Annotated in this window: 14 protein-coding genes; 5 read left to right on the top strand and 9 right to left on the bottom strand. The window is 55.4% G+C overall.

The genetic code is table 11. From position 1 onward, the window contains the following. Positions 1-233: 233 nt before the first annotated feature. Positions 234-518 carry a hypothetical protein gene (locus ACIQT8_RS17240; RefSeq protein WP_138793383.1) on the bottom strand — a complete coding sequence of 95 codons (285 nt, stop codon included), beginning with the start codon at positions 516-518 and terminating at the stop codon, positions 234-236. 272 nt (positions 519-790) lie between these two features. Between ACIQT8_RS17240 and ACIQT8_RS17235 the strand changes: the two genes are divergently transcribed. After that, positions 791-1,957, top strand: a complete 1,167-nt coding sequence (locus ACIQT8_RS17235; protein WP_400967525.1) for a hypothetical protein — start codon at positions 791-793, stop codon at positions 1,955-1,957. A 90-nt stretch (positions 1,958-2,047) separates the two neighbouring features. Here the strand turns inward: ACIQT8_RS17235 and ACIQT8_RS17230 are convergent, their stop codons facing one another. After that, positions 2,048-2,491, bottom strand: coding sequence for a glyoxalase superfamily protein (locus ACIQT8_RS17230; RefSeq protein WP_262528278.1), 444 nt, complete (start codon positions 2,489-2,491; stop codon positions 2,048-2,050). A 194-nt stretch (positions 2,492-2,685) separates the two neighbouring features. After that, complete coding sequence (locus tag ACIQT8_RS17225; RefSeq protein WP_138793386.1) at positions 2,686-3,378, bottom strand: OmpW family protein; 693 nt, start codon at positions 3,376-3,378, stop codon at positions 2,686-2,688. Positions 3,379-3,776: 398 nt separating this feature from the next. Between ACIQT8_RS17225 and ACIQT8_RS17220 the strand changes: the two genes are divergently transcribed. Further along, positions 3,777-5,567 (top strand): methyl-accepting chemotaxis protein, encoded by a 1,791-nt coding sequence (locus tag ACIQT8_RS17220; RefSeq protein ID WP_400967521.1) that lies wholly within the window; start codon positions 3,777-3,779, stop codon positions 5,565-5,567. Positions 5,568-5,629: 62 nt separating this feature from the next. Here ACIQT8_RS17220 and ACIQT8_RS17215 read toward each other — a convergent pair whose 3' ends face one another. From ACIQT8_RS17215 to odc2, 4 genes are all read right to left on the bottom strand, one after another. Beyond that, entirely contained in the window at positions 5,630-6,925 is a 1,296-nt protein-coding gene (locus ACIQT8_RS17215) for an MFS transporter (protein ID WP_138793388.1), read from the bottom strand. Between the two features lie 69 nt (positions 6,926-6,994). Next, complete coding sequence (locus ACIQT8_RS17210; RefSeq protein ID WP_138793389.1) at positions 6,995-7,396, bottom strand: MarR family winged helix-turn-helix transcriptional regulator; 402 nt, start codon at positions 7,394-7,396, stop codon at positions 6,995-6,997. A 230-nt stretch (positions 7,397-7,626) separates the two neighbouring features. After that, positions 7,627-8,196, bottom strand: coding sequence for a GNAT family N-acetyltransferase (locus ACIQT8_RS17205; RefSeq protein WP_400967517.1), 570 nt, complete (start codon positions 8,194-8,196; stop codon positions 7,627-7,629). Between the two features lie 189 nt (positions 8,197-8,385). After that, entirely contained in the window at positions 8,386-9,519 is a 1,134-nt protein-coding gene (odc2, locus tag ACIQT8_RS17200) for an ornithine/lysine decarboxylase (RefSeq protein WP_138793391.1), read from the bottom strand. A gap of 534 nt (positions 9,520-10,053) precedes the next feature. On the opposite strand from odc2, the gene ACIQT8_RS17195 reads away from it, so the two are divergent. The 3 genes from ACIQT8_RS17195 to ACIQT8_RS17185 all read left to right on the top strand — a co-directional run bounded on the left by ACIQT8_RS17195 (position 10,054) and on the right by ACIQT8_RS17185 (position 12,725). Then, entirely contained in the window at positions 10,054-10,947 is an 894-nt protein-coding gene (locus tag ACIQT8_RS17195) for a LysR family transcriptional regulator (protein WP_138793392.1), read from the top strand. A gap of 78 nt (positions 10,948-11,025) precedes the next feature. After that, positions 11,026-11,667: a DUF1007 family protein gene (locus ACIQT8_RS17190; protein WP_400967514.1), complete on the top strand. Its 642-nt coding sequence runs from the start codon at positions 11,026-11,028 to the stop codon at positions 11,665-11,667. Then, complete coding sequence (locus tag ACIQT8_RS17185; RefSeq protein WP_400967511.1) at positions 11,661-12,725, top strand: nickel/cobalt transporter; 1,065 nt, start codon at positions 11,661-11,663, stop codon at positions 12,723-12,725. Before ACIQT8_RS17190 ends, ACIQT8_RS17185 begins: the two co-directional genes overlap by 7 nt. A gap of 42 nt (positions 12,726-12,767) precedes the next feature. Here ACIQT8_RS17185 and ACIQT8_RS17180 read toward each other — a convergent pair whose 3' ends face one another. Both ACIQT8_RS17180 and ACIQT8_RS17175 read right to left on the bottom strand, forming a co-directional pair. Next, a complete protein-coding gene (locus ACIQT8_RS17180) occupies positions 12,768-12,995 on the bottom strand; it encodes an intracellular growth attenuator family protein (RefSeq protein WP_138793395.1) in 228 nt (75 codons plus the stop codon). Next, on the bottom strand, positions 12,988-13,674 hold the full coding sequence (locus ACIQT8_RS17175; protein WP_400968049.1) for a GNAT family N-acetyltransferase: 687 nt from the start codon (positions 13,672-13,674) through the stop codon (positions 12,988-12,990). Before ACIQT8_RS17175 ends, ACIQT8_RS17180 begins: the two co-directional genes overlap by 8 nt. Between the last annotated feature and the right edge of the window lie 23 nt (positions 13,675-13,697).

Below are 13,697 nucleotides of genomic sequence, written 5' to 3'. Positions count from 1 at the left end.
CGTTACACCGGTCCGCGGGTTAGGCCCATGGTTGATCCGGCATCCAGCAACCGCGCAGTTGCGCAGGCCAAAATGTTATTGCGATCAGGGACATGATCGTGCTGGCCCCTCGGCAGAATACGGGGGGGGAACGGGCGCGGGTTCATTCCTGCGGCCTATGGAGCGACCCGGAATTTGTCACCACCCTCAAGGGGGCGTCAGCCTTCCCTCAGTTTTCGTTGTTTTACCGCCTCTTAGTGGCGGTTCTTCTTCCGGCCGTTGTCCTTGTTGTCAATGACATCGACGGAGGTTTTGTTGCCGTTCAGGACACCATTGAGGATGCCGGTCTTGTTGCCGTTCAAAATCCCGTTGTTGGACAGGATACCGTTCACACCGAGATCGATGCTCGGCGACACAACGATGAGCGCACTGTTCTTGTTGCTGTTTCCGGACAGAACACCCAGAAGGCCGCCGGCCTGGGCCTGGCCAACGGAAGCGACAGTAAGAGCGGCAGCAACACAAGCAAACTTAACAATCATTTCTCTCTCCTCTTGAGTTTGATCAACGCCGTCTGGCGTGATTTGACTGTATATTCAGAGAGCACTAATTCAAGCAAAGCCTAATATTACAATAAACGATTAACACTAATACTTGCAATTTTAATAGTTTTTTACTCAGCTCCACAAAACATAAGACTATTTCCTTACCCCCAATGACGCATTGCGGGCGCGATACAAGACCAATGCAACGTCGAGCACTTTATTAACCATCTAAATATAAGATATCTCTCAATTAGCGACTGGAGATACAGATGCGACTGGGGGGATATGTAACATTTGCTCTCGGCCTTGCCGTCGCATCTGCTGCGCACGGTGAAGGCCCGGAGTTTACCTATGCGAGCGGCGCCACCTACGATACGAACTATTTTGGCGACACCAACGGCTTGAAGGCAATTTCTCTGCGGGCGGGCTTGGGCATGAATGGTAAGATCGACCTAGAAGGCGCAGAACTAAAATATTCGCTTGATCATGAAGAGGTCCGTGTCCCCCGCTACAGCTTTGCCAATGAACACAACAGCACTGTAACGTTGGGCCTTACCAAGCGGTTGACGGAAAAACTGGAATGGGCCCTGGAGCTTCGCGGCACGCGCAGTGATGCGGGCGACATCTTTCTGCATCTGCCAGAGCAGGATATCGGCTATCGACAACTGGATCACAAGCTGGAAGCCACGTCGAGCGTCGGATTACTGGCTTTTGGCGGAAAAAATACGCTGACAGCCGGGATCACCAGCCTGATGAAAGGCACTGCGCGTTTCAGACCGGCCTATTTCATGCCCACTCGCCTGGAGGCGAACGAAGCGCTTCTGTCCTTGAAGGCGGAACATATCCGCCCGCTGGCAGGAGGCGAAGGAGGCGTGACCGTTGCCTACGATCGTATCATCGTGCCGCAAGGTCAGCAGGAAAAATATGAACGGTTCGAGGCCAGCACTCTGCGTGGCTCACTAGCCTATGGCTATAAACTTGCAGATCGTCTTGCGATCCTTGCAGAAGGCGGACTGACGACAATTGAAGGAGATGAGATCAGCGACGCGATCAAACATACGCGCCCATATCTGCGTGCAGAAGCGGAATGGAAAGCAAATGACCGCCTGGCTTTTGGCGTTGGCTTTTCGCAAGATTATGCTTTGTTCGACCCGGACGATCCGATTGGCGAATTCCATCGTCGCTGGCAGTTCGTGATGAAAAGCAAGCTCACGGAAAAAGTCGGCTTCGATCTTGCCTTGCGCCAGGTCCACAAAGACTGGATCTATTACGATTACGACGTCAACGAACGGCGCCTTGTGGCGACTCTGTCGCTCGAAACCGGAAAAAGCAGCAAGCTGGAGTTTGAATTCGACCGTTTGCTGCACGGCGAGGAAGATGAAGAACTTTCCTATAGAGGCTCTGCCGTGACCTCTCGCTTTACTGGTACTTTCTGAAGCGTGAACTCTGCCTTCATCCTAACCACAAGAGCAAGCCTAGGAACATATGCTCGGCTCAAAAGCCGAGCATAAGAGTACGAACGCCTGTTACCAGACCAGTTCAAGCTGTGGACGGCCATTGGAAGTTTTTTCAAGGGTTCTACCGGAGGCATCGACATTACAATGCACGCGCTGGCGATAAGCAGAGAAGCTTTCGAAACTCACCACATCGACCGGATCGTCGAAATGTAACGTTAGTCGATAACGTTCGGGATCGCCACCGAGCGACTGCACCCCCAGTACCGACGCCACGAACGGCCTGCCTAGATAGTGTCCTTCCACGCGCGATCCCAAAATGTAGGGATTGAAGGCAGGGCGATTGCCGGCTGTCGCGTGAAGGGTGTTCCAGTCGCGAAAGCCATATTGAGCGGCAATCAGTTCCAGCGCCTTCGAGTGGGAAATTGTCTGACCCTGCCCTTCAAGCGCCGCGCGCAGCCTCCTTGCTTGTTCTTTCAGGCCTTCAAGCGCAGGAAGTGGTTTGGAAACGTTCATTACGGTTCTCCATCAACTGCATGCCAGATTTTCGAAGGGGGCCCGCGTTGCCACCGGTGACATGCAAAACATGGGATGACCGATATTGAATGAAGAGCTTCACCATGGCGAGGGCGCCTGCGGACGGCCGGGGCTCTCACCCGTGGCCGTCCGTATACAACATGACATGATCGGCGTCAAAGACGCTTTATCCGTCAGAAGCGGTAGGTAATACCCGCGCCAATCAGCCACGGGTCCAGTTTTGCCTTGCCGCTGACGGGTGTGCCGTTCAGCTCCGCCGTCCAATCTGTCTTGAGGAACAGCTTCTTCACATCGAAGTTCACGCCCCAATGCTCATCGAGCATGTAGTCGAAACCGACCTGTAAAGCTGGTGCGAACTTGTTTTTGACATCGAGGTTGCTGAACCCGGGCTGTTCGGACTGGTTATAGAACAGAGAGTAATTGATGCCGGCACCGACGTAAGGTTTGAACGCGCCGAAATTGGTGAAATGATATTGTAGTGTGACCGTTGGCGGCAGGAGCCACGTCTTTCCGACGGGTGTACCTGCTAGCACTCCCTCCCCGTTTATTTTGGCGTAGGTGGTCCCAAGAATGAGTTCGGCTGCAATATTGTCGGTGAAGAAATAGCTTACATCAAGCTCCGGAATGACCGTATCAGAATAGGACAGCCCAGCCCCTGGAACACCATCGACGCTGCCGCTGTCATGGGTAATGACGCCCAGTCCGCGCACACGCAACATCCAGGGGCTCTTTGCTGACTCGATAGCTTCCTCCGCCGTCGGCGCGACGCCCGGTATGGCGAGGTCTGCAGCCATTACAGTGCTGGAAACAAGCACGGTGGCAACACCGGCCAATAGAGCGGCAGCTTTTCGATTATTATAAAACATCTCTTATCTCCTTGATCCGTCACCGAGCGATAGCCCGGACCGAACTGCCGGCAAAGAATCTCGACCCGGCAGCCGTTGCCTCCACTATGATCAGGATGAGCGCTGGATATTTGAGATGGATCAAACCGAAGGCGACAACGCACGCATGGGGCGTGCACCATTGAAAGACGTAGCAATTATGCAACACGGACCACAGTAGAGACAGCCAAATTGGCCAATGCTTCTATAATATAAATTGAATTATAATATTCTAATATTATTAGCTTAATGACCGCCCAAGGCGCCAGCAGGCAACAAAAGAACGCAAAAACGACACATAAACTTGGAATTAAGCATAAACAATTTGATAAATATTTCAGCTTACCTTCAAAGATACTTTATCTGCGGAGGAGAAAGCGATGAGCATGCTAGATCGAGACGCGAATGCAATAGCGATACTGGAATCTCTCTCGGCATCGCAGGCCACGATCGAGTTCGATCTGTCCGGCAAAATCATGACAGCAAACGAGAATTTCTGTCGAGCACTCGGATATCAGCTTTCCGAGATCGTCGGTCGCCACCACAGCATGTTCCTTGAACCCGCCTATGGAAAATCCGCCGATTACAGTTCTTTCTGGCATAAACTGGCCGCCGGCAAGTTCGACCAGGGTCAATACAAGCGCATCGGCAAAGGTGGCAGAGAGGTCTGGATCGAGGCATCTTACAATCCGGTTTTTCGCCGCGGCAAACCGGTCAAGATTGTGAAAATCGCAACCGATATCACCGCACAGAAACTCAAGACGGCTGAGGATGCCGGAAAGCTGCTTGCGCTTTCGCGCGCGCAGGCAATCATTGAATTCTCGCCAACAGGCGAAATACTGGTCGCCAACGAAAACTTCCTGTCCGCACTCGGATACACGCTCGCAGAGATTCAGGGACGGCATCATTCGATGTTCTGTGATGAGAGCTACGTGGCATCTGATGCCTACAACAGCTTTTGGAAACGTCTGGCAGCTGGAGAGTTTGTGGCAGACGAATTCATGCGCATCGGCAAAGGCGGCCGCCAGGTCCATATTCAGGCATCTTACAATCCCATATTTGACATGAACGGCACGGTCTTCAAGGTCGTCAAGTTCGCGACTGATGTCACTGGACGCGTCGAAAACGTGGAGGCTCTGGCTGGATGCCTCACTCGTCTGGCGGATGGCGATCTCTCCGGCAGGATTGAAAAGCCCTTCATTCCCTCGCTTGAGCGGTTGCGCAGCGACTTCAACAGTGCAAGTGCCAAGCTGCGGGGAGCGATGCAAACAGTCGCATCAAACGCGCAGGCCATTGCAGCCAGTTCCAGCGAAGTTCAGCTTGCCGCGGACGATCTTGCAAAGCGCACTGAACAGCAGGCGGCATCGATTGAGCAAACGGCGGCTGCCCTCGAGGAAATCACCACAACAGTCAAATCGGCAAGCATTCGTGCCGAACGCGCAGGTAACCTCGTTACCCGCACGCGAGACGACGCAGAAAGCTCCAGTAACATCGTTCGCGACGCCATCGCCGCCATGTCACAAATCGAATCCTCTTCGCGTGAAATCACCAACATCATCGGCGTCATCGATGAAATCGCCTTCCAGACCAACCTTCTCGCTCTGAACGCTGGAGTGGAGGCGGCCCGTGCAGGTGAGGCTGGCAAGGGCTTTGCTGTGGTGGCTCAAGAAGTCCGCGAACTGGCGCAGCGGTCCGCCAAAGCAGCAAAGGAAATCAAGGCCCTTATTCAGACATCCGGTCAGCATGTGGAAAATGGCGTATCGCTCGTTACCAGAACGGGCGCTGCGCTAGACCTCATCACCGACCAGGTCAACGATATAGACAACGATGTGCACGCTATCGTCGAAGCATCCCGCGAACAATCCACCGCACTCGTCGAGATCAATACAGCCGTGAACACGGTGGACCAGAACACGCAGAAAAATGCTGCAATGGTCGAAGAGCAAACTGCAGCGGGTCACAGCCTGGCCGCTGAAGCCTCCGCCCTGTTCAGACTTCTGCAGCAGTTCAAGCTTGGCGTGGCCAACTCCGGCTCCAAACCCATTGTACATCCATCCGCGCCACCTAAAGTGCGCTCGGCCCCCAAGGCCCGATTGGGTGCTCAACAATCCGGGTTTTCACGACATTCTTCTGCACTCGCACTCAGCACCGAAGAGTGGCAAGACTTCTGACATTTCGTCTCTCGGCGCCACAACAAGGGCCCGCCCGCAGCGGGCCCAGAATTGTGGATCGATTAGGCCGTCTGCGGTCTAAGCGTCGCCTGACCGGGCTTCCTGAGAAGCAAGACAGAAATTGCTGCGATGATGCACATCAACCCGGCAATCTGGAGCGCCGGCATGTATGTGCCGAAATCGCTGCGGAAGAAGCCGGCACCGAAAGCGGCCGTTGCTGCGCCAAGCTGATGACCGGTAAATACCCAACCGAAAACCAGGCCGGCCTTTTCGCGTCCGAAATTTTCGGCGGCGAGCTTCACGGTCGGCGGAACAGTCGCCACCCAGTCGAGACCATAGAAGACGGCAAAGACCGACAGTTCCACGAAGCTGAAACCCGAAAATGAGAGATAGATCAGCGAGAGGCCGCGCAGACCGTAAAACCAGAAGAGGAGGTATCGATTGTCGAAACGGTCGGATAGCCAACCGGCAAATACGGTGCCGATGAAATCGAAGATGCCAATCACTGCCAGCGTGCTTGCCGCTGTTACTGCGGCCATCCCGAAGTCGCCGCAGATTGAAATCCAGTGGGTCTGGATCAGACCATTGGTCGAGAGCCCGCAGACAAAGAAGGTGCCGAAGAGGACCCAGAAGACCGGATTCCCGGAAACGCTCTTCAATGTCAGAATGGGTGAGATCAATGTTTCAAGCAGCTTATGGTCCTGCTTGGGTGGTTGCGTCACCGTCGTCTCACCATAGGCCGGAAGTCCGACATCGGCAGGGTGATCGCTCATCAACAGAAGCACGAGAAGCATTGCCACGGCAATAACCGCCACTGTCAGCGTCAAAGCTGTTCGCCATCCATAAGCTTCCGTCAGCGCCGCGAGTATTGGCAGAAATACAAGCTGCCCGGTCGCATTGCTCGCCGTCATGAGGCCAATAACGAGACCCCGGCGCTTGGAAAACCAGCGACTTGCAACGGTTGCCCCCAGCACCAACGCCGTCATCCCGGTACCAACGCCAATCACAATGCCCCAAAGCAGAAGAAGCTGCCAGACTTCAGCCATGAGCAAGGACAGGACAATCCCGCCCATAATCAGCGCAAGCGCCGTCATGACGACCTGTCGGATGCCAAAGTGGTTCATGAACGCAGCCGCGAAAGGCCCAAGTAGTCCGAAAAGCACCAGTCTCACAGCCATCGCGGAAGAGATATCGGCAATGTCCCAACCAAACTCCTGATGGAGCGGCTGGATCATGACACCGGCCGACCCCATTGCTCCGGCGGTAGCGAGCATTGTCAGGAACGTGGTCGCAGCGACCAGCCATCCGTAATGAAGATTTCTTGCGGCCATCCAGCCTGCAAGGCGCGTGGAGAGCATGGTCTTCGTCCCTTTCCCTGTCGCCTTCGAGGCGGATTTGCGGGCATATACCCACGTTAAATTAAAAAATTAGAGTGCCGCGAGCAGCTCTTGCAATTGCCGTGTCTTTTCCGGTCCGAGCCGGGCTTCAATATCGTCCTGCACGCCATCCCAAAGCGGCCCACCATCCGTGAGAACGGCATGCCCTTTCTCGGTGATCGTCAGCATTGCTTCACGCTGATCCTCACCATGCCCAATCGCCACCAGTCCCATACGCTCCAGAACTTTCGCATTGCGTCCGACGGTAGATCGATCCAGTTCGACACGCGCGGCAAGGTCCGTCAATGAAACCGGTGCCAAACGGTTTATGTTTCGTAACAGGCTGAACTGACCGATGTTGACACCGAGAGGCGCCAGCGCCTCGTCATAATAGGACGAGATGCGACGGGAGGCTTTGCGCAACAATATGCAGTGACAGGTATCGCTTGGCATATTACGGGTATATACCTGCAAATCGTCAAAAACAAGAGGCGCCCGAAAGAAAGCCTCGTTTCTGCATCGGTACCCTTATGCCGAAGCTGATCTGACGGCCACACGGGGAACCGTACCGAACAAAATCCGGATTTCAGCCGAACTGACAAACCATGGTGGAGAAACAAAAAATCCTCCGGCCAGACCGGAGGATCATAGCAGAATATAAGGTGTCGCCAACCAGACGGCTTTCAGGCAGAAAGCTTGCGACCGCTTGCAACCAGCATACCCGCCGCACCGTCCAGCCAACCGGCCTTCAGTTCCAGCGCCAGAAAACGATGACGCTCGAATGGACCTGGCATGATAAGGTGCTGCGTCTTCTCGGCAAAGAAACCGAAACGCTCATAATAAGGGGCGTCGCCGACCAGAAGGATTGCACCATGACCACGTCTCGCGGCCTCGGCGACTGCAGCGCGCATCAGCGCAGAACCTATTCCCTTGCCCTCATAGGCAGAATCGACAGCGAGCGGACCAAGAAGGAGCGCATCGACAGGGCGGCCCTCACGAGAAATGCCGGCCTCGACATTCCAGAGACGAACGGTTCCGATGACGTGACCGTCCTGATCGCGGGCAACAAGGGCGAGCCCCTCGGCCGGTACACGACCTGCGCGAAGTTTTTCGGACGACTTGCGACGCCGGCCGGCACCCATTGCGCGATCAAGCAGGCTTTCGCGAGCAACAACATCGCCCGGATTCTCTGCTTCGACGTGGAACGTCTGCGGTGTGAAAAATGCGCGTACAGAATTCAAAAGAGCGGCCATGCCCGGCCCTCCCAAGACAAAACCGCCCACACGCGGCCCTGGAACAAAAGGTGGAGCCGTTCCGGCCCGCCAACGCGCTTTCCTCGGCTGGAAGAGGCGCAGCAAGCAGGGATTTGCGCAACAGCACAATCGGCAAGGCCGGAACGGAAGCTTGGTCGAAACGCCGCCCTTCAGCAGGCGGCGCCCGGGTTAGATGACGTAGGCTTTCAGCGGCTCGAAGCCGTTGAATGCGACCGCCGAGTAGGTGGTCGTATACGCGCCCGTACCTTCGATCAGAACCTCGTCACCGATGCTCAGAGACACCGGCAGCGGATACATGTTCTTTTCATAGAGCACGTCGGCGCTGTCGCAGGTCGGACCGGCAAGAACGCAAGGCTCCATCGCGTCCTGATCGCGCTCGGTGCGGATCGGGTAGCGAATAGCTTCGTCCATGGTTTCAGCCAGACCGCCGAACTTACCGATGTCCAGGAACACCCAGCGATGGTTGTCATTGTCGGATTTACGCGACACGAGAACAACTTCCGCCTTGATCACACCCGCATTACCCACCATGCCGCGGCCCGGCTCGATGATCGTCTTCGGGATCTGGTTGCCGAAGTGCTTGCGCAACGCGGTGTCGATTGCCTGACCGTATTCCTCCGCCGCCGGAACGTCGCGAAGGTACTTGGTCGGGAAACCGCCCCCCATGTTGACCATTTGCAGGTGAATACCCTGCTTGGAAAGCGACGCGAATACGCGCTTTGCGTCGGCCAGTGCAGCATCCCACGCGTCGAGGTTCATCATCTGCGAACCGACGTGGAAGGAAACGCCATAGGATTCAAGCCCAAGCTGGTGAGCATAAACCAGTACATCAACGGCCATCTGAGGCACGCAGCCGAACTTGCGCGACAGCGGCCATTCGGCACCTTCACCGTCCGTCAGAACGCGGCAGAACACGCGCGCGCCCGGAGCTGCGCGAGCAACCTTTTCAACTTCTTCGTGGCTGTCCACAGCGAAGAGATCAATGCCGAGTGCATGCGCACGAGCAACATCGCGCTCCTTCTTGATGGTATTGCCGAAGGAGATACGGTCGGACGTCGCACCCGCGTCAAGCGCCATCTGGATTTCGGCCACGGAGGCGCAATCGAAGTTGGAGCCAAGCGAAGCAAGCAGCTTGAGGATTTCGGGAGCCGGGTTTGCCTTGACGGCATAATAGATTGCACTGTTCGGCAGGGAGTGCCGGAATGCGTTGTAGTTGTCGCGCACGACGTCGAGATCAACCACGAGGCATGGGCCTTCGGGACGTCGGGTCTTGATGAAGTCGAGAATGCGTGCAGTCGTCATCGGTCTATTCCCTGTTAAATCCGGCTCCGGAAATTCCGGAGGACAAAGAACGCTCGAGATATGTATGCGAATCAGCCGGTGGAGGCGCAGATTCGATAACATACGCTCAAGGCGCGAATGTGAACGACGCCCTGCCAGAGCATCATTCGGCTTTGTCTGCCATTGATTGGAGGGATTGACCCGACCGCACTTCCGGCAATGATGGTGTGCCTCTTCAGTACCCCGGCTGATGGAAAGCCGGCAGAGAACCAGAAAGGCCCGCACCGTCGTTGCTTCATATGTCCTCGCATTTCCCGGTTGGCCGGAATAGCGACTGGAGGGGTTAGTTCCAGGTACCTTACCGAACTCCTCACCACATCGAGGACTCGGCGGACACACATGGGCACGTGCGACTTTGGGCAAGCCGGGAGATAAGAATATTCGCGGTCATAATCAAGAGATTTTTTTCAGCAGACGCGGATTTTTTCATCATTTATTTTCTTATTGAACATCGCAACCTCATCGTTCAATTATGCCGAACAAACGGAGGTTTCCATGGACACACTGACCCGCATCCGAGCGTTTATCGATGTCGTGGAGGCCGAGGGCTTTTCATCTGCGGCGCGCAAGACCGGCCGCTCGAAAGCGCTTCTCTCAAAATACGTCCGAGAACTGGAAGACGACCTCGGTGCGCTCCTTCTCAATCGTACGACGCGCCAGTTTTCGCTGACTGAAGCGGGACATACCTATTATCGTACTGCATCCGACATCCTGAAGGAGATCGACAATCTCGCCGATCTCGTGCGCGAAAAGAACGCCGACCTCAAAGGCAAACTCAGGATTTCGGTTCCACGCACCTTTATTGATGCGGATGTCGGCCAGAGCCTGATCGATTTTGCCAAGGAAAATCCGGAGCTTTCGCTTGAGATCGTTGCCGAGGATCGGTTCGTCGACCTGATTGAGGAAGGTTTTGACCTCGCCGTCAGAATCACCCGTCTGGAAGACTCAGGCCTTATCGCCCGCAAGCTCTCCGATTTTCGGGTCTATGCGGTCGCTACCACGGATTTCGTCGCGCAGCATGGCCCCCTCAACGGCCCCCAGGACTTTGCTCGCGTGCCCTTCATCATCGACACCAATACGCGCTTTCATAATTCCGTGCGTTACTTTGAACCTGACGGCGGATCAAACTCCGTCGCCATCAGCGGCCCAATCGAGGTCAACAGTCCGCAGGCAACCTTGCGCGCTGCCCGCGCCGGGCTTGGGATTGCCATGGTGCCGGATTTCATCGCCCGGCCTTATATACAGTCTGGCGAACTGGTGACCCTGTTCGATGACTACATCTCCAAGGATCGCGGTATCTACGCCGTCTATCCACATCGCCGCTACCTGCCCGCCAAGGTCCGCAGTTTCGTCGATTTTCTCTCTAACTGGTTCCGCAAGAACGGTTGAGAGCGAAGGCAGGTCGAAATTCGGTCCCATTTTTTGCTAAAGTCCGGATCGAGATTCGAAGGCGGGACTGAGGGAAGAATGAACAGAAAATTTTTGTCGCTCGCGGCCTGCCTGGCCTGTATCCCCTTAGTTGCAAATGCACATCCACACATCTTTGCCGATGCACGTATGGAAATCGTCGAAGGCAAGGATGGTACCATTCAGGAGGTGCGCAACATCTGGCGCTTCGACGAGATGTTCTCAGCAAGCGTCGTCATGGATTACGACAAGAACAGCGATCTCAAACTCGACAAGGATGAATTGGCTGAGATCGGTAGTACGGTCCTGGAATCGCTCTCGGAGTATTCTTATTACACCTACATCACCGCCAACGGGAAACCCGTCGACTTCCAGAAGCCGGACGCAATCCACGTCGATTACCAGGATCAGCAAATCCTGATGTTCTTCTCGGTCAAGCCAAAGACGCCACTGCATGCCAAGGGCAAACTTAGCTTTGGGGCTTGGGACCCAACCATGTATACGGCAATTGACTTTGCCAAGGACGATGACCTGGCTACGGAGGGCAAGGATCTTGCGGCATGCAAGCACTCAGTCGTGCGCCCAGATCCCGACGAGGTCATTTCCCAGAACCAGAACACGCTGACAGATGCCTTCTTCAACGATCCGACAGGTACGGACATGACAAAGCTTTTCGCTACGCGGCTGGAGCTGTCATGCTGAGCAGAAAGACCTGCTTTTTTGCTGCTGTCACGTTGCCGCTTCTTGTTGTTGCCGCCCATGCCCAATCCCCACTCGGGATCGGCTCAGCGGAACCGTCTTTTTCGATTGGTGGTCCCTTTGGTCCACTGTTGCAATGGATCAACGTCCATCAGCAGATGTTTTATCGCTCCCTGACAGGTGCACTTAAGGCAATGCGTGAGGACAACTGGGCTTTGGCCTCGCTGATCGGCCTTTCCTTTGCTTACGGCATTTTCCATGCAGCCGGACCCGGCCACGGCAAGGCGGTGATCTCTTCCTACATGATCGCCAACGAAACGCAGCTCAAGCGTGGCATCATCATCTCCTTCCTCTCATCGTTTCTTCAGGGCGCGGTTGCCATTGGATTGGTCGGAGCGGCATGGCAACTGCTGCGCGGCACCTCCATCACCATGACCAAGGCTACCCAGACAATGGAAGTCGCAAGTTTCGCGATGGTGGCCTTGTTTGGCGGCTGGCTTCTGACCCGTAAGCTCTGGTCATTCCGGCCACGTTCTCAAAGCGTTCAAGTTCTCGCCACAGCTCAAGATATCCCCATCTCCAACAGCACCGTGACAGCACTCAGGACGGGAATGGGCACGGGTTTGCGCTTTCAGGGTAAACCTGTTTTTGCCGACCACGAGCATAGCGGCAATGGCGATCTCTGCGTTTCCTGCGGTCAATCGCATGCACCTGATCCATCCCTGCTAGGAGCGAAAAAATTCAGTCTGCACGAAGCATGGTCTGCGATCATCGCGGTCGGCCTTCGCCCCTGCTCCGGCGCAATCATTGTCATGAGTTTTGCGGTTTTGAACGGACTGCTGCTTGGTGGCACGCTCTCCGTACTGGCAATGTCGCTTGGCACAGCCATCACGGTCTCGGTGCTTGCGGCCTTGGCGGTTTCAGCCAAGGGGCTCGCAATTCGCTTCGCAGGCCCAGGCAGCCGCAAGGCTGCGGGGATTGGCCATGCCATTGAGATTGCCGGGGCGCTATTCGTTCTGCTGATGGGGCTTGCCCTGCTCGGAGCCTCGCTTCAGGCCTGATCTATACAGGGACTCGATAAGGACCGGGCGTCACCGTGACGCTCAGAGGCCATCACGTCTGCGCTGGTATCGTGCTCGTAGCCAAAAAAGCAGGAAAAAGCACAGCACTGCCACGGTACCGAAGGCAGCCGCAAGCCACGGTGAATAGTCCCCAAGCCACAGCATGATCTTTGGCATGACGAAAAAAATCAGGCCGAACCCCAGCATAATTAACGCGGCGGCAATGGCTGGCGAACGTCCCTTGTCCTTAAGTCCGCGCTGCTCAGACATTGGAGAGCTCCGCGCGGATGTCTTCCAGCTTTCGGTGCTGGGCACCACCCGCATCAAAATTGTCCGGCGCAAGCCAGGTTTCGAAGGCCCTGCCGATCCGTGGCCATTCACTGTCGATCATGGAAAACCAAGCGGTATCGCGGTTTTGTCCCTTTGAAATCATGTGCTGGCGAAACACACCCTCAAATGTGAAGCCGTAACGCTTCGCCGTAATTTTCGAAGGTTCGTTGTCATTATGGCATTTCCACTCGTAGCGGCGATAACCAAGATCGTCGAATACATGCTTTGCCATCAGATAATGAGCTTCTGTCGAAAGTGGCGAACGTTTCATCTTGGCGCCATGGGCCACCGACCCAACCTCAACAACGCCGTTGGCAGGGTCGGGTCGCATGTAGCTTGCCATGCCGACGACATCCCCCGTCGTGTTTTCAACGAAAACAAGCGTCACCCAGTTAAACTTCGAGCCTGCTCCGATGAGCCAGTCGCCAAAAGCATCGGCGCCGGAGAAGCGGTCCTGGGGGAAATATTTCAGGAGATCATTGGTCCCCTCACCGCCAAGCGCATCCCAGAGCTTGGTTAAATGCCTGTCGCGATCAAACGGCTCCGCTGTCACGTATCGCCCCTTGAGCGTCACCGCTACAGGTGCTGGGCATCCCTTGAATTCCGTAAGATCGCGCATTCTCTTCCCCATACTCGATGGAA

Origin of the sequence: Agrobacterium sp. NPDC090273 (assembly GCF_044772305.1) — a bacterium.
Lineage (GTDB): Bacteria > Pseudomonadota > Alphaproteobacteria > Rhizobiales > Rhizobiaceae > Agrobacterium.
Note: the sequence above shows the minus strand (reverse complement) of the source record. Positions and strands in the feature narration are given on the sequence as shown.

Bases quoted from the DNA above. Each gene is read 5' to 3' on its own strand.
- ACIQT8_RS17235 (WP_400967525.1), top strand. From the start codon at position 791: ATGCGACTGGGGGGATATGTAACATTTGCTCTCGGCCTTGCCGTCGCA.
- ACIQT8_RS17230 (WP_262528278.1), bottom strand. From the start codon at position 2,491: ATGAACGTTTCCAAACCACTTCCTGCGCTTGAAGGCCTGAAAGAACAA.
- ACIQT8_RS17225 (WP_138793386.1), bottom strand. From the start codon at position 3,378: ATGTTTTATAATAATCGAAAAGCTGCCGCTCTATTGGCCGGTGTTGCC.
- odc2 (WP_138793391.1), bottom strand. From the start codon at position 9,519: ATGACGACTGCACGCATTCTCGACTTCATCAAGACCCGACGTCCCGAA.
- ACIQT8_RS17220 (WP_400967521.1), top strand. From the start codon at position 3,777: ATGAGCATGCTAGATCGAGACGCGAATGCAATAGCGATACTGGAATCT.
- ACIQT8_RS17180 (WP_138793395.1), bottom strand. From the start codon at position 12,995: ATGTCTGAGCAGCGCGGACTTAAGGACAAGGGACGTTCGCCAGCCATT.
- ACIQT8_RS17205 (WP_400967517.1), bottom strand. From the start codon at position 8,196: ATGGCCGCTCTTTTGAATTCTGTACGCGCATTTTTCACACCGCAGACG.
- ACIQT8_RS17195 (WP_138793392.1), top strand. From the start codon at position 10,054: ATGGACACACTGACCCGCATCCGAGCGTTTATCGATGTCGTGGAGGCC.
- ACIQT8_RS17240 (WP_138793383.1), bottom strand. From the start codon at position 518: ATGATTGTTAAGTTTGCTTGTGTTGCTGCCGCTCTTACTGTCGCTTCC.
- ACIQT8_RS17215 (WP_138793388.1), bottom strand. From the start codon at position 6,925: ATGCTCTCCACGCGCCTTGCAGGCTGGATGGCCGCAAGAAATCTTCAT.
- ACIQT8_RS17190 (WP_400967514.1), top strand. From the start codon at position 11,026: ATGAACAGAAAATTTTTGTCGCTCGCGGCCTGCCTGGCCTGTATCCCC.
- ACIQT8_RS17210 (WP_138793389.1), bottom strand. From the start codon at position 7,396: ATGCCAAGCGATACCTGTCACTGCATATTGTTGCGCAAAGCCTCCCGT.
- ACIQT8_RS17175 (WP_400968049.1), bottom strand. From the start codon at position 13,674: ATGCGCGATCTTACGGAATTCAAGGGATGCCCAGCACCTGTAGCGGTG.
- ACIQT8_RS17185 (WP_400967511.1), top strand. From the start codon at position 11,661: ATGCTGAGCAGAAAGACCTGCTTTTTTGCTGCTGTCACGTTGCCGCTT.